General features: G+C 62.2%; 18 protein-coding genes. 12 read left to right on the top strand and 6 right to left on the bottom strand.

Annotation, left to right across the window (positions count from 1 at the left end):
* Positions 1-130: 130 nt before the first annotated feature.
* The 3 genes from HSRCO_RS03350 (at position 131) to HSRCO_RS03340 (ending at position 2,049) form a co-directional block, all read left to right on the top strand.
* Complete coding sequence (locus HSRCO_RS03350) at positions 131-895, top strand: MBL fold metallo-hydrolase (protein WP_259518993.1); 765 nt, start codon at positions 131-133, stop codon at positions 893-895.
* Between the two features lie 202 nt (positions 896-1,097).
* Entirely contained in the window at positions 1,098-1,394 is a 297-nt protein-coding gene (locus tag HSRCO_RS03345) for a hypothetical protein (protein WP_259518992.1), read from the top strand.
* 364 nt (positions 1,395-1,758) lie between these two features.
* The gene (locus HSRCO_RS03340; RefSeq protein WP_259518991.1) at positions 1,759-2,049 is read left to right on the top strand and encodes a winged helix-turn-helix transcriptional regulator; all 291 of its coding nucleotides are present in this window, start codon (positions 1,759-1,761) and stop codon (positions 2,047-2,049) included.
* Between the two features lie 24 nt (positions 2,050-2,073).
* Here the strand turns inward: HSRCO_RS03340 and HSRCO_RS03335 are convergent, their stop codons facing one another.
* Complete coding sequence (locus HSRCO_RS03335; protein WP_259518990.1) at positions 2,074-3,174, bottom strand: hypothetical protein; 1,101 nt, start codon at positions 3,172-3,174, stop codon at positions 2,074-2,076.
* Positions 3,175-3,287: 113 nt separating this feature from the next.
* A complete protein-coding gene (locus HSRCO_RS03330; RefSeq protein WP_259518989.1) occupies positions 3,288-3,659 on the bottom strand; it encodes a hypothetical protein in 372 nt (123 codons plus the stop codon).
* A 188-nt stretch (positions 3,660-3,847) separates the two neighbouring features.
* On the opposite strand from HSRCO_RS03330, the gene HSRCO_RS03325 reads away from it, so the two are divergent.
* From HSRCO_RS03325 to HSRCO_RS03310, 4 genes are all read left to right on the top strand, one after another.
* Positions 3,848-6,859 (top strand): hypothetical protein, encoded by a 3,012-nt coding sequence (locus HSRCO_RS03325; RefSeq protein WP_259518988.1) that lies wholly within the window; start codon positions 3,848-3,850, stop codon positions 6,857-6,859.
* A 94-nt stretch (positions 6,860-6,953) separates the two neighbouring features.
* On the top strand, positions 6,954-8,231 hold the full coding sequence (locus HSRCO_RS03320; protein WP_259518987.1) for a PGF-pre-PGF domain-containing protein: 1,278 nt from the start codon (positions 6,954-6,956) through the stop codon (positions 8,229-8,231).
* 183 nt (positions 8,232-8,414) lie between these two features.
* The gene (locus HSRCO_RS03315; protein ID WP_259518986.1) at positions 8,415-8,861 is read left to right on the top strand and encodes a hypothetical protein; all 447 of its coding nucleotides are present in this window, start codon (positions 8,415-8,417) and stop codon (positions 8,859-8,861) included.
* The gene (locus HSRCO_RS03310) at positions 8,861-13,507 is read left to right on the top strand and encodes a choice-of-anchor D domain-containing protein (protein WP_259518985.1); all 4,647 of its coding nucleotides are present in this window, start codon (positions 8,861-8,863) and stop codon (positions 13,505-13,507) included. The genes HSRCO_RS03315 and HSRCO_RS03310 overlap by 1 nt, the downstream gene beginning before the upstream one ends.
* A 14-nt stretch (positions 13,508-13,521) precedes the next feature.
* Here the strand turns inward: HSRCO_RS03310 and HSRCO_RS03305 are convergent, their stop codons facing one another.
* The gene (locus tag HSRCO_RS03305) at positions 13,522-13,785 is read right to left on the bottom strand and encodes a hypothetical protein (protein ID WP_259518984.1); all 264 of its coding nucleotides are present in this window, start codon (positions 13,783-13,785) and stop codon (positions 13,522-13,524) included.
* 672 nt (positions 13,786-14,457) lie between these two features.
* Here HSRCO_RS03305 and HSRCO_RS03300 point away from each other — a divergent pair.
* The 5 genes from HSRCO_RS03300 to HSRCO_RS03280 all read left to right on the top strand — a co-directional run bounded on the left by HSRCO_RS03300 (position 14,458) and on the right by HSRCO_RS03280 (position 17,169).
* Positions 14,458-14,715 (top strand): hypothetical protein, encoded by a 258-nt coding sequence (locus HSRCO_RS03300; RefSeq protein ID WP_259518983.1) that lies wholly within the window; start codon positions 14,458-14,460, stop codon positions 14,713-14,715.
* A gap of 129 nt (positions 14,716-14,844) precedes the next feature.
* Positions 14,845-15,138: a hypothetical protein gene (locus HSRCO_RS03295; protein WP_259518982.1), complete on the top strand. Its 294-nt coding sequence runs from the start codon at positions 14,845-14,847 to the stop codon at positions 15,136-15,138.
* 166 nt (positions 15,139-15,304) lie between these two features.
* Entirely contained in the window at positions 15,305-15,592 is a 288-nt protein-coding gene (locus HSRCO_RS03290; RefSeq protein ID WP_259518981.1) for a winged helix-turn-helix domain-containing protein, read from the top strand.
* A 168-nt stretch (positions 15,593-15,760) separates the two neighbouring features.
* Complete coding sequence (locus tag HSRCO_RS03285; RefSeq protein WP_259518980.1) at positions 15,761-16,291, top strand: 50S ribosomal protein L16; 531 nt, start codon at positions 15,761-15,763, stop codon at positions 16,289-16,291.
* Positions 16,292-16,302: 11 nt separating this feature from the next.
* Positions 16,303-17,169 carry a RimK family alpha-L-glutamate ligase gene (locus HSRCO_RS03280; protein WP_259518979.1) on the top strand — a complete coding sequence of 289 codons (867 nt, stop codon included), beginning with the start codon at positions 16,303-16,305 and terminating at the stop codon, positions 17,167-17,169.
* Here HSRCO_RS03280 and HSRCO_RS03275 read toward each other — a convergent pair whose 3' ends face one another.
* The 3 genes from HSRCO_RS03275 to HSRCO_RS03265 form a co-directional block, all read right to left on the bottom strand.
* Positions 17,170-17,565: an Hsp20/alpha crystallin family protein gene (locus tag HSRCO_RS03275; RefSeq protein WP_259518978.1), complete on the bottom strand. Its 396-nt coding sequence runs from the start codon at positions 17,563-17,565 to the stop codon at positions 17,170-17,172.
* 52 nt (positions 17,566-17,617) lie between these two features.
* Positions 17,618-18,628 carry a type II glyceraldehyde-3-phosphate dehydrogenase gene (locus HSRCO_RS03270; RefSeq protein WP_259518977.1) on the bottom strand — a complete coding sequence of 337 codons (1,011 nt, stop codon included), beginning with the start codon at positions 18,626-18,628 and terminating at the stop codon, positions 17,618-17,620.
* Between the two features lie 81 nt (positions 18,629-18,709).
* Positions 18,710-19,192: a metal-dependent hydrolase gene (locus HSRCO_RS03265; RefSeq protein ID WP_259518976.1), complete on the bottom strand. Its 483-nt coding sequence runs from the start codon at positions 19,190-19,192 to the stop codon at positions 18,710-18,712.
* Positions 19,193-19,217: the final 25 nt, after the last annotated feature.

The following is a 19,217-nucleotide window of genomic DNA, read 5'->3' as shown; positions in this document are numbered from 1 at the left end:
GCTCCACACTTAGTGATTCCCTCCTTATCTCGCGACACGCCCCCGAAGGGGACACGAGATGGGGGGAAAACGGTCGTCGAGAAATGTGATTCACCATACATCTAAGCCGGTGGCTCCCGTCAGTCCCGGTATGTCCACCACACCCTCCGCGCTCCGCTTGCTCCGCCACGCCACCCTGGTCGTCAGATACGGTGGGGCGACCGTCCTCGTCGACCCCATGCTGGCCGACGAGGGGTCGACGCCGCCCATCGAAAACAGCCCGAACGAGAAGCGAAACCCGCTCGTCCCGCTGCCGACGGTCGATCTGCGGGCTATCGACGCCGTCGCGGTGACCCACACCCACCGCGATCACTTCGACGAGGTCGCGATGGAGACCCTCCCCTCCGACCTGCCGCTGTTCTGCCAGCCGCCGGACGAGGAGACCATCGAGAAAGCGGGGTTCACCGACGTCCGCCCCGTCGAGGACAGCGTCGAGTGGGAGGGCATCACCATCACCCGGACGGGCGGTCGACACGGCCACGACGACCTCGCCGAGAAGATGGGACCGGTCTCGGGGTTCGTCTTCACGGCCGACGAGGAACCGTCGCTGTACGTGGCGGGGGATACGCGCTGGTGTGCAGAACTCTGTAACGCCTTCGCGACGCACACGCCCGACGTCATCGTCGTGAACGCCGGCGGGGCACGGTTCGACGAGGGCAAACCCATCACGATGACCGCGGCGGACGTCGAGCGGGTCTGTCGGGCGCGCCCGAACGCGACCGTGATCCCGGTACATATGGACGCCATCAATCACTGCCTGGAGTCGCGGGCGGACCTGGAACAGGCGCTCACCGAGGCCGGCGTCATCTCCCAGGTTGTCATCCCCGAGGACGGCGAGTGGGTACCGCTCGAGTGACGATACGAACCGGCCGGTCCCCTCCTCGGTGTCGAAATGGGGGGACGGCCGAAGGGCGATGTGGGGGAGGAATGGGGAGGAAGGGTCGACTCGACCCTTCGAACCGTCCACACGTAGTAATTGTCACTTAACCTTATAGTAGTTTCGTCTGACAGCCAGACGGCAGGCTTATACCGATGGTAACTGATTGACCAGCTAACACATGACCGACGAACCGGCGGCGGTCCTCCTGACGTGGTTCGACACGAATCGACGTGGCACTGTCGACGACGTCCTGCGGGACCGCGAGTGCGACAGGGAGACGGCCCTGGCCGGCCTCGAGACGCTGGTCGACCTCGACCTCGTGGCGGCCGAACCTCGGCGAGGCACCTACCGACTGACCGGACGCGGGCGCCACGTCGCGAGCCGGCTCGAATCCGCAGACGGCGACGGCGTCAGGGAGGTCGCCGCCGACGTGGGCCCACGGGGATCGGTCGTGGACGCCACCGCCGGGCCCTGAGCGGATTCGTCGACGTTTTCGGTCGTTCGAGTACGATCATCCTACCCGCACAGTACCTACGGTAGGAACATCTTACTGACCGCTGGTGGCAGACATCTGGATATGAAACAGACCGTTCGGTGGTCACACGGTACTCGAACGGGGGCCGGATATCGGCCAGTCGGTGGCCGATCCGTGATCGAAGACCGGACGGGTGTTGACCGATCGGTGGCGATACGTTGACCGATCGATGACCGGATTTCGACCGGTCGTCGCATCGACACCGCGGAACGTCGACCATGGCCACATTTTATCTACCGGTAGCATATACCTGTAGTATGGGCGTCGGAACGGGTCGGGAACGGAACCACGGGACGACACTGGTATGAAACTGGTCTACCCTACCGACTTCGAGATCCTGGGCTTTCTGGCCGAGGAGGGGCGGAACAACGCCGTGAACATCGCGGTCGGCCTGGACCGCGACCGGTCGTACATCAACACGCGCCTGCGCACGCTCGCGGACAAGGACCTCGTCGAGCGGGTCGGCCCGGCCGAGCGAAGCGGCCTCTACGAGATCAGCGAGCGCGGCGAGGCGGCGGTCGAGTACGAGGAGGCCTACCGCGCGGAGGACGTGGATTTCGATGCGGTCATCGAAGACGCTGTTGACGGAGAATGAAGGCAGGCGAGCCGATCCGGGAGACTACAAGGAAACCCTCGTATCGATGACCTCCGGTCCGTTGACGTAGAGAGACACGTCGACCGGCCCGGAGACGTCCTGGACTGCTTCGGGCGGTTCGTTCACCGTGACCACCGACTCGTCGTTCTCGTCGAATCCGAGATAGAGCGTGTCACCATCGGTCAGCGACCGGTCGAGGCCGGCACTGCCCCGCCGGCGCCCAGCCATCCCGTAGGAGACGTGGAGATTGGGATGGGTGCCACCGTCACCGCCGCTGACATCGACGCGGACGAACGAGCCGTCCTCGCCCGGGGCGACGTCGAAGTCGAATCCGTCCTCGCGCGCGATGGACACCCAGTCCGGCGCAGCGACGGTGGTCTCGCCCACCGAGTGAACGCGAAAGGTCCACTCGGTCATCCCGGAGCCGCGTTCCGGGTCGACGTATTCGAACTCGACGTCGAATTCGGCGATACGACCCTCGGGCGTGAAGGTGAGCCGGCCCGTGTAGGACTCGATGGATTCGTACTGGTGGGCCAGCCGGTCGGTCAGGGTGGCCTCGGTGGCTTCGGCGACGATCAGGGTCTGACCGTCCTCCTCGACGGCCTCCACCGGCTGATAGTCGCCGGCCCGGAGCTGGTCTTCCATGCGGTGAAGGCGAGACAGTTCGGCCAGCGAAGCCTCCTGTGGCCCCTGGAAGTAGGTCTCTCCACCGGCGACACGGATGTACCCTTCACCGTCTTCGTTCCAGATATCCTGCTGGGGGCCGCGCCCGACCTCCGTCTGGAGGAACCTGCCGTCCTCGTATCGAACCGTCCGTTCGAGGAGATCGCCGTGCTCGAGACGGGTGACGTCGATGGTCTGGGAGACGTCTGCGACGGCGCGCTCGTGGACCGCGAGGAGGTTCGCGCTGACCGACTCCTCGCTCACGCCCATCGGGAGCTCGAGGTCCTCGAGCGACGGCGCCGGTTCCGTCGTGGGCGCCGTCGTCGTGGTCTCAGTCGTCGTCTCGGTCGGCTCGTCGGCGTCGTCCGCGGAGCCACTGCAGCCGGCGAGTGCCGCGATACCGCCCGCCGCACCCGCGAGGACTGCGCGTCGTCCCATCGTCGTCTCGTTGGTATCTACCATCGGTAGTTCGTACGACGAGCGACGCGACAAATAATTCTTACTAGACGACAGGAACAGGCAATGCCATCACTGGGTGCGAGAACGCCACCCGCTCGGGCGCGGGAATCGCTCGCTCACTCGTCGAACATACTCTCGAAGACGCTCGGGCCGCGGTCGGCCACCACGACCAGTCCCTCGTCGTCCGCCCCGTGGAAGTGGACGACCAGCGCGTCCTCGCGGATCTCGACGGTGGTCTCGCGAGCGCCGAGGGCGTCCTGGCTGCGCTCGGTTGGCTGTTCGTCGCGGCGGCGGGCGCGGGTCGCCACCTCGTCGACGTGTGGGACGAGGTCCCGGTCGAGGAGGTCGTCGCGGACGTGCGCGAGGGCGACGTGGTCGGCGTCGTAGTAGAAGGCGATGCGGGCGTCGTCGCCCCAGCGGGTGAGGAGTTCGTCGAGGAGGACGTCGTAGGGCCGATCGAGGTCGGCCAGGCGGGTTCGCGATGGCATCTGCATGGCTCGGGGAACGTGCTGGAGGGGCTCTGTTACCCGGGTGCTTCGGCGGTATCGCTGGCTGAGAAGTGGGTAGGCTAGTCTTATGGATCCGGTAAGCGATTCCTAACGAATCTTCAGTCGAGAGGATAGTTTTAAGGTCGTTGGCAGATACCGGTGGTATATGTGAGCGGTATCGAGTGGCGATGTCACTCGACGATGCGGTGGGCGGAGTGGACGAACGCCGCTCGCATGAGAACACAAACACGACACAAACTATGACAGGACACAATAGACGGGCAAAATACGGATCAGTACTCGCCGTGGCGTTAACCGCGGTGATGGTGCTGTCGGTGTTTGCGGCACCAGCTGCGGCCGCGGCGATAGGCGAGATCGACACGGCAAATGCAACTTATACAGCTGATGAAGTTGAGGGTGATTACACAGACTTTGTAGAAGCGGAATTCAATCTAAATGGAACATATAACGATGGAGATAACATTACAGTCGAAATAGAAGATGACGGTAATGAATTTGACATTGAATATGCCGAGGTGAAAAGTACAGATCTAAAAACAGAGGGTCTCACTGGCGCTTCCACGGCCGATCTATCTGACCACAAGGTCAATATTACATTGAACTTAGACAGTGAGACAGATCTGTCTTCTACCGATGACAATGTAACTGTTGAATTCGGCGTAGAAGTCTCTGACAGTGCGAAAGACCAAGCGGCGAAATATTCAGATAAGCCAATTGCAAACGTAACCGCATCCGATGGTTCCAATGAGGACTTCGTTGGTCAGCCAGCGATCAATGCAACTATTAATCCCGCCGAAGCTACGAAGGTGTCAGCTAATTCCAACGCTGACAGCATTAATTACGAAGGTGGGGAAGCAACAATCGATGCGACAATCCAAGATACATATGGAAATACAGTCGACGATTGGGAAGGTGAACTGACTTACACGTTGACTGATCAGGTTACTGAATCTGAGTGGGACACGAAGTCGGTTGATGTCACCAGTGATGATAACGGAGTGGTTGGTGTCGTCGTCAACGAGAGCGGTGACGATGCGCTCAAATCGGGTGTCGGGGACTTCGAGGTGGAAGTCGACAACAGTTCGCTTGAGGCAGGAACGGACACGTTAGAGGTCCAGCCGAATACCGTTGACTTCAGTATAGCAGAGGATGAAACGGATGCTGGAACACCATCGACAGCAACGTTACAATTATTGAACACCAGTAGTGAGCCCATTGCAGATGAAAACATTTCGACAGCGCCGTCCAAAATTTCATTGACTGAGGATCCCGACGACGTATTAGAACGCCCTACACTATCGAATGATAGCGTAGATATTACCGATTCCGACGCGGAGATAAATTCAACGTATGGTGCGCCAACATCAACATTAACCGCACACGTTGAAAGCGGCTCGACGACGTTCGAATTCAACGCAACAACGGCTGGGGATTATAAACTCGAAGCGAGTGAAGTATTGTCGAAAGATGTTGGCACGTCAGATACGGTTAAAGTCCTCCACGTAGATGCTGACGATATCAAACTCTCAACCGTAGGTGAGGACGGCGATGAGATGGCATACAACGGTGGCTCGATCACCGCTGATGCCCAGGTCGTTGACAAATATGAGAATCCCGTTGGCCAGCATGCAGAGGGAACAAATATTGACCTGAAATTCACGCTCGAGACCACGAACGTTGACGAGCGGTCAACCCAGGTCTACACGACTGACATCGCTGGAACTACTTCCATCACAATCGCGAACGAGACTGGCGATATCCAGCCTGCGGTAGGTGCTGATAGTATCCGCGCCGAAGTGGTCGATGCGCGTGATACCAATCTTAACGGCGATGAAGTTGACAGCACGAGTGTGACGATCAAACCGGATTACGTGAACTTCGGCTTCGATGGATCACCCGGCGATTACACGGCTGGAACGAACGAGGCGTTCACGCTTCAGCTCAACGAGAGCAGTACGAACAATATCCCTGAAGAGGATATCGACGAATTCGATACTACCTTCACCCTCAGTACCGCTCCAGATGATCTTGAAAACTATCAAGACCCGAAAATCATTGCTTCGGATGGTACTGAACTTCAATTCAAGGGTGGCGAAGGAGCGGCCATCAAGGTGAAAACGGTTAGTAACGTTACGACAGCTGACCTCCGGGTTTACGCCACGGATGGAGCAAGCAACGACGAGTACCAAATCAAGGTCGAGGCGGACGAATTCGACTCATCCCATTCGACGAACCCCAAGGAGTTCAATTCCGCGGAATACGATCAGCTGAAAATCAGTAACGTCGATAATGACCTGATTGGTGTAGTCAAACAGGACGGTAATTCTGATGTTACTGTAGAGGTCACGGACAAATATTCGAACCCGGTTGTGGAAAAAGTGGACGTGAAACTCGTCGACGAAGACGGCACAGTCGTCGCTGAAAGCAATGAGGAGGCAACTACCAACTCCGGATCTGCTTCGATTTCGATTACTAGTTTGACCAGTGCGACTACATCGACAGGCGAGGTCACATTCAACGTCAGTCTGAATGCGTCGGCAGACCACTATGATACCGAATCGATCCGTCTGGTCCATGAGGCGTATGACCTCAATGAGGGGTATCAGCGCATGTCGCTACCCCAACCCGCAGAGGTCTACAGCCAGAACACGAACGACATTACCCGGTACGAAAATGTTGAAAATGATACCGGCTGGACCGACGTGACTGAATTCTACGATGCTGGCGTTCAGGATCAAGATGAGCGTCTCCACAGTGGTCTCTACGTAAGTGGTGAAAATAGCGACGCCAGAGTTGGCTTTGATTTCGTTGAGGATGATGAGCAGACCGTTTCAGCCGGTTCTGCCGAGTTGAAGGAAGGATGGAACTTCGTTGGAACGAACTACGACATCAGCACCGAGACTGACGTTGCTCTCGCTGACGACCTCGAAACGGTCGACGACATCGATGCTGATCGTAGTTCACAGGAAATCGTGAAAACTGGCGATCTCTCTACCACACTTGATGCCTCTGCGGGTGGCGACAATACGTCGGATCTCGTTGACAGTGTCGGGAGTACCGATGGTGAATATGGCACCTACTGGGTCTACATCGAGAACCCCGATGACCTAACCTCGAATGACAGGTCGTTAGTCGGGGCGACCTACAATCCTAACGATCGTTCTTTCCCAGTAGAATAAAGTAAACCTCCCAACACTTTAATTTATGAGCATGAAACGAATATCAAACGTTGTGGTGCTCCTAGTGGTTATTATAGTCGGAGTTGCCATGGCGATGAGTGGTGCTGCTATCGCACAGTCCGACGAACCGGGTGCACCGATATCGTTCTACGGCGAGGCCAGCTTCGCTGACGGTTCGTCACTGCAAGAGGGTACGACGATTGTCGCAGTGGTTGACGACGAAGAGGTTGTAGATTCGATAACCGTCGGAAGTGATGGAGTCTACGCCACTGATGATCCGGACTCCGAAAAGCTCCGGACTGACACGAATGCCGGCGACACCGTCAACTTCCACATTGAAGGTGTCGACGGACCAGTCGCAGAGGAAACTCACGACATCGGTGAGTCTGGAGTATTCGAACAAGACCTGACCTTCGCGGCTGAAGATGTAGCCGAATCAATCAACCTCGAGGTCGGTGGCGAATCGGGCTCAGTGACCCTTGAAGAGGGAAGCACCACTGATGCGACGGTCACCGCGACGTTCGCCGACGGCAGTAGCGAGGACGTCACTGACCAAGTGACATTGACGAGTAGCGATACCGATGTGGTGAGCATCGACGGTAGCTCCGTGAACGCCGATTCGACCGGAGATGCGACAGTCTCCACCGAGTACCAGGGCATCTCCGATAGCATCGATGTCAACGTTGAGGCTGAGCCAGATACCGGCGGTGGCGGCGGAGGCGGTCAACCAGCCGACGACGATGACGGCGAAGCCACCGACGGACCTCCATCCAAGTCCATCGCTCTCGCTGGCACCAACCCGACGGTGCGCATCGACGCTGGTCAGTCGATCTCGATGATCGGCTTCGGGAGCCAGGTCGAACTCACCGACACGGTCACCGTGACCGAAGTCACCGAGTCGCCATCACCGGCACCGCAGGGTGCAACCTTCGTCACTGGGGCGGAGATCACCTTCGGCTCGTCGAACGGCGAGGACGTCGACACCGTCCAGATGGGCGTCCAACAGACCCGTCTTGACGAACTCGGCGTCTCGTCGAACCAGCTGGTGCTCCACCACCTGAACGAAGACGGCGAGTGGGAGGCACTCGAGACCGAGGTCGTGAGCGAGGACAAGTTCGAAGTCGTCCTCGAGGCCCCCTCCGCGGGCTTCTCGACTTACGCGGTCTTCGCCCAGGAGGACGTGACGACCACCACCCAACAACCGACGACCACAGAAGCACCGACCACGACAGCAGCACCGACTACGACCGAAGATCCGACCACGACCGAAGCACCCGGTGATGACGGCCCCGGCGCCCTCCTCATCGGCGGTATCATCGTGGTCGTACTGGCGTTGATCGCGGCCCTCTACCTGGCGTTCGGCCGCGAATAACGACGACCATCCATTTTTTCGCGCGCGCATCATCACCAGTGGTGTCGCTATCGCGTAGGCTAATCTGGCGAGCGCGCTTCCCTCCCCCGAGCGAAGCCATTAACTAGCGGCTGCAATATACCACTGGAATTTACATGGACCGGATGATGCATCAACCTCGACTGCAAAGGGGCGACTAACCGTATGGACCACCGACGCACGCTCGTCGCGACGATCGCCGTCCTCGTTCTCGCCGTCGTCGCAGGGTGTGCAGGGGGGCCGGTCTCCGACGGCACTGGCGACGAGACCACTACCGTACGACCGACGCCGACCACGGAAGCGACGACCACCATGCCCGACGCCCTCGATAGTACCCTCGCTGGACTGGTCCAGGCCGACGACCGCGACGCGTACGCCGAGACCCACGACCTTGACTACGACGATGGCCGGGTAGCGGTCGTCGTGGAACTTCAGCCAGATGCCGAACTTCCCGAGGGCTACGATCTGAATGTTACGGCCCGCCACGACGAGTTGGTGCAGGCCTGGGTTCAAGTCGAGGACCTGCCGTCGCTCGCGAGTGAGGAGGAGGTCCGGTTCGTCCGACCGCCGCATACGCCGGAGGCCGACGGTCAGTCGGGGGTAAGTGGCTGATGAAGTGGCGACAGGCGTTCCTCGCCGTTCTTCTGGCCACCCTCGTCATCGGGTCGGGGTTCGCGGGGGCGACCGCGCTCGGTGCTCCGGCCCCAGCAACCGACCAGCAGCCCGCGAGCGTTGAGCAGGCGGTCACATATCCGGCCTCGGAGAACGTGACGGAATCGGAAAACGAGTCCAATTCGTCCGGCCCACCGGTTGGTGAGGACTGGGCACCACCGGAGGAGAAGGGGTCGTCCAACGTATCGAGCCAACTCCGCCGGCAACTCGATACGAATCAGAGTGACACAACAGTCGGCACCGATAGCGTTGGCGGCGATGGCCCCCCGTCGACTGTCGAGATCGTCGTCGAAGCATCGCCAGGGCAGGGCGACCGAGCCAGCGACGTCGTCACCAGGGCAGGCGGTGACGTGACCGCGAGACACGGCGATCTCGTCCAGGTTCGCGTGCCCGAATCCGCCGTTCAGGGCATCGCCACGTCGCCGGCGATCGAGTTCGCTCGGCTGCCCATCCGACCGAGCACGAACGAAGTGACGAGCGAGGGCGTCGCGGCGATGAACGCCGACTGGGCGCACGACCGGAACGTCACGGGAGAGGACGTCACCGTGGCCGTCATCGACCTCGAGGGGTTCAACCTGAAGAACGACGAAATCGGAGATCAGGTCGTCGATCACAAGGACTTCACTGGGAAGGGAATCGGTAACGGCACGAGTGGGCGACACGGGACCGCGGTCGCAGAACTCGTCGCCGACACCGCGCCCGACGCATCGCTCGTCACCCTCCGAGCGAGTTCGCTCGTGCAGTGGTACAATGCCGTCGACTACGTCCGCGAAGAGACCGACACCGACGTGGTCGTGATGTCGATGAGCTACTACGGTGTCGGGCCGCTCGACGGCACCAGCGAGATGAATCAGGACATCTCCAGTCTTCGCGACGATGGAATCCTCTGGGTCAACTCCGCCGGGAACGCCGCGAATGGTGAACACTGGAACGGCACGTGGAGCGATCCGAATGGAGATGGCTGGATGAACTTCACTGAGGACGACCAGTGGCTCCGCCTCGATTCCGGTACAGAAGCCGACATCGTCGTGAACTGGAACGACTGGGAGAATACGAACGAAGACTACGACCTGTACATCCTGGATGACAACGGGAATGTCGTCGGTGAATCGACGAATGCACAGAACGACGACCAGGACAAACCTATCGAATGGTACGTCAATACCTCAGTTGACGGGCCGCTCTATGTGGGCATCTACAACGCCGCCGCGAGCGGCAATTCTGACTTCGACATCTGGTTCCGGGGTGACCTGTCGCCGGAGTACTGGACCGCCCAGCGTTCGGTGACGAATCCTGGCGTCGGTCCTGACGCGCTTACGGTCGGTGCGGTCTATTACAGCGATTCCGAGATCGAGGCGTTCTCATCGCGTGGCCCGACGCGGGATGGGCGGTTAAAGCCCGACCTCGTCGCACCCGATGGAGTCGAGACGACCGCCTACGACGGTGCTTTCAAGGGAACCTCCGCTGCGGCACCACACGCGGCGGGAGTCGCCGCACTCCTCGTGGACGTCAACGAGACGATGTCCCCGACCGACATCGAGCGGGCGCTCCTCGACACCGCCATCCACGTCAACGGAACCGAACCCGACACCACCTACGGCCACGGGCTCGCCGATGCCGAGGGTGCCATACAGACCCAGCCGCCGGTCGCGACCCTCTCCACGACTGACGTGGACTACGGAACGGTCCATCTGACACGGAACGAGTCACGAAACGTCTCGATAGTGAACGACGGCGGGAGACCGCTGAACATCACCCAGACCGCGATCAGTGGAACCAACCCATCTGCGTTCACCGTTATGAGCGGTGCCAACGGGACCGTTCAACAGGGAGAAACCCACGACATCCAAGTCGAGTTCAACGCCTCCAGTAGAGGAGGACAATCGGCGACGCTCACCATCGACCACAACGGCACCGGCGATCAGCACTCGGTTTCGCTCGCTGGCGAGACCGTCGCACCGGACGTCTCGGTCACTCCATCCGAGGAGCTCGATTTTGGCACGATCTCACTCCGGGATGGTGAGGCGAACGAATCGGTAACGGTCGAGAACACCGGCTCGGCACCACTGAACGTCACCGACACGTCGGTCAACGGACCGAACGCGAGCGTGTTCTCGATCGAAACGGGCGGTGCAGAGACGCCCAGTGTCCTCGCGCCGGGTGAGACCGAGACGTACCAGGCGACCGCAACCATCGATTCGACCGGGGCGAAGACCGCACATCTCGAACTCGGCCACAACGTCTCCGACGCAGAAACCGTAAATCGGACGTTGAACGCGACGGGTGCGGATCTGCATGCACCCATCGTCACGAACGCCACGGCCAACGGCACCGACGACGACCCATCCATCGGCCGGTCGGATTCGGTGGCGATCGCCGTCCAGGCAGAAGACGAGAGCGGAGTCGATACCGTGACGGTGGACGCATCGGCCCTCGGTGCGGGGACGGTAACGCTGGAGGCACAGGCGAACACCTGGTACAATGCCACCGTTCCGGTCGACTCCAAGAACGCGACTGAGGGAACCCAGACGCTCCCGATAACCGCCACGGACGGACACGGCAACGCGAACGAAACCCAGACTGGCGAGATCGTCGTCGACCTGACCAACGCGAGCCTCGCTATCGAGACCCCGACCACCGACGCCGCACAGAACGAGACGGCGATCAACGTCACCGGCACGGCGGACGATTCCCTCTCCGGTGTCGACAGCGTCTCCGTCCAGATCGATGACGGGGCCTGGACCACCGCGACCTTGACCGGGTCGAACTGGTACCAGAACCACACGTCCCTCTCCGAGGGCACCTACACCGTTTCGGTCCGGGCGACCGACGAGGCCGGCAACGTCGGACCGGTCAAAACGCGAACCCTCACCATCGACCGAACCGCCCCCGTCATCGACGGAGCCTCCCTCGAATCCACGACAGACCTGCTTCCCGACGACGGCGTCCCCGCCTCCGTCACCGCGAGTGACGACGCCCTGTCCGTCTCGTCGGTGACCGTCGACGGGTCGGCGCTCGCAAAGGAGACGGACGCCTGGAACGGCACCGTGACGACGCGACCCGCCCTGGGCAGTCATACCGTGCCCGTCACCGTGACCGACCGGGCCGGGAACGAAAACGAGACCACGGTCAGCTATTCGGTCGGGCGCAACACGACCCTCTCGGCCATCGACGAGTCACGCTATCGCGCCACGCCGGACGACCCCGGCCTCGGGAACGCGACGATCAACGCGACGGTCGACATCGCGGGCGAGAATCTCACCGTCGGAACGGCCAGGAGAAATCCCACGGCCGATTCGGCCCCGAACGACACCGCGCTGGCGTACCCACAGATCGAGACGCCCGTCTCGAACGACGACATCGAGAACGCGTCGGTGGAGCTTCTCGTGAACAAGTCGAGAATCGACGACCAGTACGTACTCCCCGAGACGATGAGCGTCTGGTTCCACAACGGGACTGCCTGGAACCGCTCACAGGCGACCCGGACCGGAGAGACCAGTTCGGCCGTCGTCTTCGAACTGCAGACCACCCACTTCTCGACGTTCGCGGTCACGGGTGACGTCGACGGGACACCGCCGACGATCAGCGGCCTGACGCCAAGTGATGGGGCGACGACTACGGACACGGAACCGACGATCAGTGCGAACTACGAGGACGACCGCGCGGGTATCGACGCCGACTCGGTCACGCTCGCCATCGATGGTACGGAAGTGACGAGCGGGCTGTCGGTCTCCTCGTCCTCGCTCTCACACACGCCGACACTCGAACCGGGCGAACACACGGTCACCCTCTCCGTCGCCGACGCCGCGGGGAACACCCGGGAGGAATCCTGGGCGTTCACCATCGAGGAGCCCGCCGACCAATCGTCCAGTAGTAGCAGCGGTGGCGGCGGTGGCGGAGGCGGCGGTGGCCAGTCCAGTGGGAGTGGCGCCATTGGCGCGAAAGGCGTCTCCACCAGCGTCTCGGGCACCCAGCCGACGATCACCATCAGCGGCGGCATGCCCGTCGAAACGGTCGGGTTCGTGAGCGAGGCCGGTCTCGACGCCGCCGTCTCGGTCGAGGAACTCGGCGGGGCGTCTCACGCCCCACCCGAGGGCAAGACCTTCGTCACCGGCGCCGACATCACCTTCGACACCGGCGACGAGGAGGACGTCACCCACGTCAGAATGGGAATCGAACAGGGCCGTCTGGACGAACTCGGCGTCGAGCCCGCCCAGCTGAGTCTCAACCACTACGAGAGTCAGTTCGCCGAGTGGGAGGAACTGGAGACGACGGTCGTGAGCACCGACGGCGGCGTGGTCGTCGTCGAAGCCCCCTCAGTGGGCTTCTCCGAGTACGTGGTCTTCGCGGAGGAGACCACCGACGAGACGACGACGTCGGCCGAACCGCTGACCACCACGACCGAGACGCCGACGACCACCGAAACGCCGACCACCACCGCAGCACCGAGTACGACGACCGAAGCACCGATCTCCACAGAGGGACCGACCGACGAGGGCGGGGCCGGCCCAGTCCTCATCGGTGGGATCTTCGTGATTGTGCTGGCGCTACTCGCGGCCCTCTACCTGACGTTCGGCCGCGAATAGTGAGATCCCGCCATTCACCCGCCCGAGTCGCGAAGGAAATCGTCGAGAACGTAGAGGCCAAAGGGAACGGTCCCGGCCACGATGGCGAACAGGAGCAACTCCACGCCCGCCTCGCCGAACTTGTCGATGTAGAGCGCGAGATTCCCGTCGAAGACGTACGCGATGAGGACGATAGAGATCAGTAGAAGCGTCGAAAACGCCCCGAGCATGACCGTGTACCACGCGATGAACCGGCGAAATCGGGTGGACCGCGTCGGCTGGGAATCCTGGAGGGACATCGGGAGTAGTGACTCGAATAGAGACAGGGTCGCGGGTCACTTCGTTACGAACAGCGAAAGCGACGGGGCCGACGCCTAAGCCGACCCAAACCGGAGTTTCGATCTGCTGTCTTTGATACGGCGGTAACCGACCGAAGAACCACCGCCACCTCGCTGACTCGACAGCCAGGTAAGTTCGGATTATGCAAACCACCGCGGATCGTTTCGAGAGTACGGCACAGTACGAAATGCACTGTGCCACTCAAGTGTCGTCCAGCTAAGCCTAACAACCGCCCCATCCAGATAAGATACACAATATGTCGGGTGGGGCTTCGAAAGGGGCCGACAGGGTGGTCGGCCTTGCCGACCACCTATAACGTGGCGGCTTCGCCGCCACGCAGGTCGCGTACGCCTCGGCGGGCCCTATCCTGAGCGTAGCGAGGCCGTCCAGAGGGAGGCCTCGAGAAATCGAACGGTGAACGAAGTGAACCGTGAGAAGCGAAGGATATCCCGGCGAGCGTGCGCGAGACGCGACCGTAGGGAGCGTCTCGGTATGAGCGAACGGCGAACGGAGTGAGCCGTGAGCCGCGAGCGGGAGGGGGCTTTCGGGAGTGGTATTGCAGGTTCGACTGACGGATGAACATCACAGCGCCCAAACAATTATACAACCACGACGATATACCGATAGTATACATGCCCGACACGCCCCCGTCCCCCACAGACAGCGACGCGACCGTCCCAGACGTCATGGCCGCCTACCAGCTGCTCCGGGCGGCCCAGGACGCCGAGTCCCGCGCCATGGAGACCATGCTGTTACACCAGGTAGACGGGCAGCGAAACGACATCACCACCGCCGAAAAGTCCCTCGACCGTGCCATCGCCCAGCACCAGGCCGCGAGCGAGGAACTGGCGGCACTCCGGGAGTTCCAGCAATCGCCAAACGACGAATAGACCGAAAACGGGCGATAACACCCCGCGACAGTGCAATCACGAAGGTGTAACCACTCGATGGCGTGATGGGTGTCAACGACTCCCCAAATGGGAACCATTAAGGAATCACCCTGACAAGTGACGGCCGCGATGGGCGATAGCACAGGGAGTGCTGAACAGATTCGTGGCGTACGGTTGGGCGAGGAACTCGACTCCGATCGGGAACTCTGGTGGACGGGCGTACGAGCGCTCCTCCAGGCGAACGAGGCGGAGCGCAGGGCCATCGAAGGGTATCTGCACCTGCTGCGGGCCGAGGACGAACGGAGCCTCGAGGACCGCGAAGTCGACGAACTCATCGACGCCGCGATAGAGAACCACCGCCGCGCGGTAGACGACCTCAAGCTGGCGAAACAGTCGGTCACCGAACTCACGGCGGACCGCTGAACGGGTCTACCGACGCGCCGAAACGAATCCCCCTTCCCGCAGTAGACGAACCCTTTTCCCTCTATTTCGGCCGATAGACGCGGAGTGGCGGCCACGTAGTGGTGGTACACGGCCCACATATCGGTACCTATTAATAGTCCCTATCGTCGAATACGAAACTGCGCGAATGAAACTCGCCAGGCCAACGGACGTCGAGATCCTCGAGGCACTCTCGGACGGGAAGCGCAACACCGCGGCGAATCTGGCGTACCACCTCGAGAAGGACCGCTCGTACATCAACACCCGACTGCCCGTCCTGGCGGACTACGACCTGCTGGACCGGGTGGGGCCGGCGCCCAACAGCGGCCTCTACGAGATCACCGAGAAGGGCAACCTCGTCCTCGAACACGTCGACCGGATGGACGAGGCGGACCTGGACTTCGACGCGTTCATCGACGACCAGCTGGACGGATAGCGAAGCGACGACCGGCTGGACGGATAGGGAAGCGACGACCGGCTGGACGGACAGGGAAGCGACGCCCCGCCATCGACCGGCGGAGAGCAGGCCTGGCGGTCTGTCGGTGCCAGCCCGGTGCTTCGAAGGTCTTATACCCGTTTGCTCCCTGAGCACACAGTAGTAACCATGTCCGATAATCCGGCCTCGATGTTTCGGGACATCGACAAGCCCGCCTACACCCGGCGGGACTACGTCACGGGCATCCCGGGCTCGAAGATCGCACAGCACAACATGGGCGACCTCGACTCGGACCCCGAGGACTGGCCCGTCCAGATCAGCCTCGTCCCCGAGGAGTCCGTCCAGATGCTCCACGGCGCCCTGGAGGCCGCGCGGCTGTCGGCCAACCGCCACCTCATCAAGGAACTCGGCGAGGGGACGTACAAGATGATGCTCCGCAAGTTCCCCCACCAGATCCTCCGGGAGAACAAGCAGGCGACCGGCGCGGGCGCGGACCGCGTCTCCGACGGCATGCGGCAAGCCTTCGGCGTCCCGGTCGGCACCGCCGCGCGCGTCCAGAAGGGCGACCCGCTCTTTACCGCCTACTGCACGGCCGACCAGGCGCCCGTCGTCAAGGACGCCTTCCGCCGTGCGTACAACAAACTGACCCCGCCGTGCAAGATCGACGTCGAGCGCGGCGAGGAACTGCTCACGAAGTAAGGCCGGATTCGATGGTTCGTCTGGCGGTCGCCACGAGAGCGCAGACCTTCGAGCGGATTCGAGGGCCGCTCGGCGACCGCGGTATCGACGTGGAATCGATCGCCACCAGCGAGCGCACCGTCTCCCTCGACGACCCGCCGTTCGACCCCGCCCGCTTCGACGTCGGCTTCGTCTTCCCGGGTCGGCTCATGGAGGGTGGCGTCCTCTCCGTGCTCCTCTCCGTCCCCTGGATCAACGACCGCGAGGCCGTCCTCCGCTCGCGGAACAAGGCGGAGACGCTCGCCCGACTGCAGGCCGCCGACGTCCCCGTCCCGAAGACCACGCTCGTCTCGAATCCCGTCGACGAGTCGGCGACCCTGGACGCGTTCGACAATTTCGATGGACCAGTCGTCGTCAAACCGAACTCCACGACCCGCGGGCGGGGCGTGGTCCGCGTCGACGACCCCGATTCCTTCCGCGGCGTCGTCGATTACCTCGAGTTGCTCCACGACAACCAGGCCGTGGGCGACCGCTCCTATCTGCTCCAGGAGTTCGTCCCCGAGGCGACCGATTACCGGGTGATGGTCGTCGACGGTGCGTACGCCGGTGCCGTCGAACGGACGATCCCCGACGCGGACCGCACGGCGGGCCGCTGGAAACACAACGTCCACCGTGGCGCGGTCGCCGAGACGGTCGACTTGCCAGCCGAGTTGCGGGCTATCGCGGAGCGAGTGGCGTCGGTGATGGACATCCCGCTTCTTGGCGTCGATCTGCTCGTCACCGATGACCGGGTGGTCGTGACCGAGACGAACGCTCGACCGACCGTCGATAGCGCGGAAAAATACGTTTCCGACTTCTACGACCGCCTGGCGCGGCTGATCAGGGAGACGGCAGACTAGTCACTCGACGTCGATGTCCGTCGCTTCCTCGACGCGGTCGAAGACGACCTCAAGAACGCCGTTGTTGTAGGTCGCCGACCCCGATTCCGGATCGACCCGGGCGGGCAGTTCGATGCGCTCGTCGTACTCGCGGACGTCGCTGGCCGCGCCGACGGTGAGGAACTCGCCGTCGCACTGCAGGGAGATGTCGGCTTTCGCGACGCCCGGCAGGTCGGCGACGACGCGGACCTCCTCGTCGGTCGCGTGGACGTCGACGTGGGTGTCGCTGCCGAACCCGGCCGGCCCCTGCTCGTAGCTGACGCCGCCGCGGCCGTCGCCCTGCATCATCTCGTCCATCATGCGCTCTATCTCGCGGAAGATATCGTCGAAGGGGTCGTCGCGGTCGTCGCGTCTCATACGAGTGGATTCGACGAGCAGGCGGAAAAGGATTCGGTTGGGGTCGACCGGCCTATTCGAGACCGAGGGCGTCGTCGGTCGTCGCCATGCTCTCGGCGGCGTCGGCGGTCCCGAGGACGGCCCGGATGGCGTCGACGTTCTCGGGGACGACGTCGGATTCCTGGTGGATGGCCTGGAAGAGATAGAGGTCCCGGCCCTCCACGGTGATAGACTCACTCCAGATGCCGTTCTCCCAGAGGTCGCCGCGGGGCCGACCCATGTCCAGGGCGTACTCCTTCAGCGCCCCGGTCCCCTCGATGTCGAGGTCCGCGTCGAGGAGGAGCAGCCGCGATTCACCCGAGAGGGTCTCGCGCACGTCGTCGGCCGTCGGTGCCGACTCCAGGGTGACGTTGATCGAGTGCATGTGCATCAGCGTCGCGGGCACCTTCAGGCCGAGGGTGTCGATGTCCAGGTCGGGGAAGATGGTGTTGACGTCGGGGCCGTGGTGGGAGGGGAGTGTCACCGGGTTCGGGAGGATGTCGTTGATCGGGCCGCGAGTGCTCTGGGCCGGGTCGCCGCCCCGGCGGACGAGCGTCGCCCGAACCTTCTCGATGCCGAACTGTTCGTCGAGTGGCGCGACGAGACGGGACAGCCCCGTCGTGTTACAGGAGACGACGCGCACGAACTGGGCGTCCCCGGCGTCCGCGAAGTTCGACCGCGCGTTGAAGGAGACGTCCACGAGGTCGTCGGATTCCCCGCCCTGGAAGAGCGCGGGGGTGTCGTACTCCTCGTAAAGTTCCTTGTTCTGCTCGCCGATACCCGAGGGGGTCGCGTCGACGACCACGTCGGCGGCCTCGACGAGGTCCTCGACGGTCCCGGCGGTCTCCAGGCCGGCGGCACCGAACTGATCGAGGCGGTCTTCGATCGCGGGATACAGGTCGTACCCGCGGCGACGGGCCTGTTCGGCCTCGAAGTTGGGTCGCGTCTTCGCGACGCCGACGACCGACATGTCCGGCTGGGCGGCGACCGCGTCGGCGACTCGTTTTCCGATGGTTCCGTAGCCGTTGATCCCGACCTGAATCATGTCTCGACGTCCGCCTGCGAACTGGTTAACGGTTTCGAGGACCGCCGGGCGGTGGCCAACAGGAAGCCGTGAGCAGGCCGTTCAAACGGGAAACAGGCCCGCGACCCAGGGCGATTGCCCGAGGCCAGGTGCGGCGACGAGAATGTAGAATATTCCCAGTTCGAAGGCCGTCACGGCCATCGTCACGACCGTCGCCCACGGGCTGTCGACGGTGACACCCACTGGGACGTCGTACTCTTCGGGCCAGGGGTAGAACAGGGCCATCCCCCGCACGTTCCCCAGCAGGTCCAGCATGTAGTGGGTCGCGACGCCGATCCAGACGAAATGTAGGTTGCCGAAGACGAACGGGAAAGCGGCGAAGGCACCGAGGGTGAGGAAATTGTGGAAGGTCTTGCGGTGCGAGCCGATGCTCGTGTCGATGTCGGGGACCATCGCACCGAGCAGGACCGGAAGGCCCACCATCGCGATCGTTCTCGCGGTCACCTCGTCGAAACTCGGCGCCAAAATGGCGCCCATGCCGATCGCCAACGCCACGGCGTTGAGGACGTGGTCGCGTTTGTTCACGAATCGACGGAGTGGCGGAACGAAC

The organism is Halanaeroarchaeum sp. HSR-CO, assembly GCF_024972755.1.
GTDB lineage: Archaea > Halobacteriota > Halobacteria > Halobacteriales > Halobacteriaceae > Halanaeroarchaeum.
The sequence above is the reverse complement of the archived record's forward strand: the minus strand, read 5'-3'. Positions and strand labels throughout refer to the sequence as shown.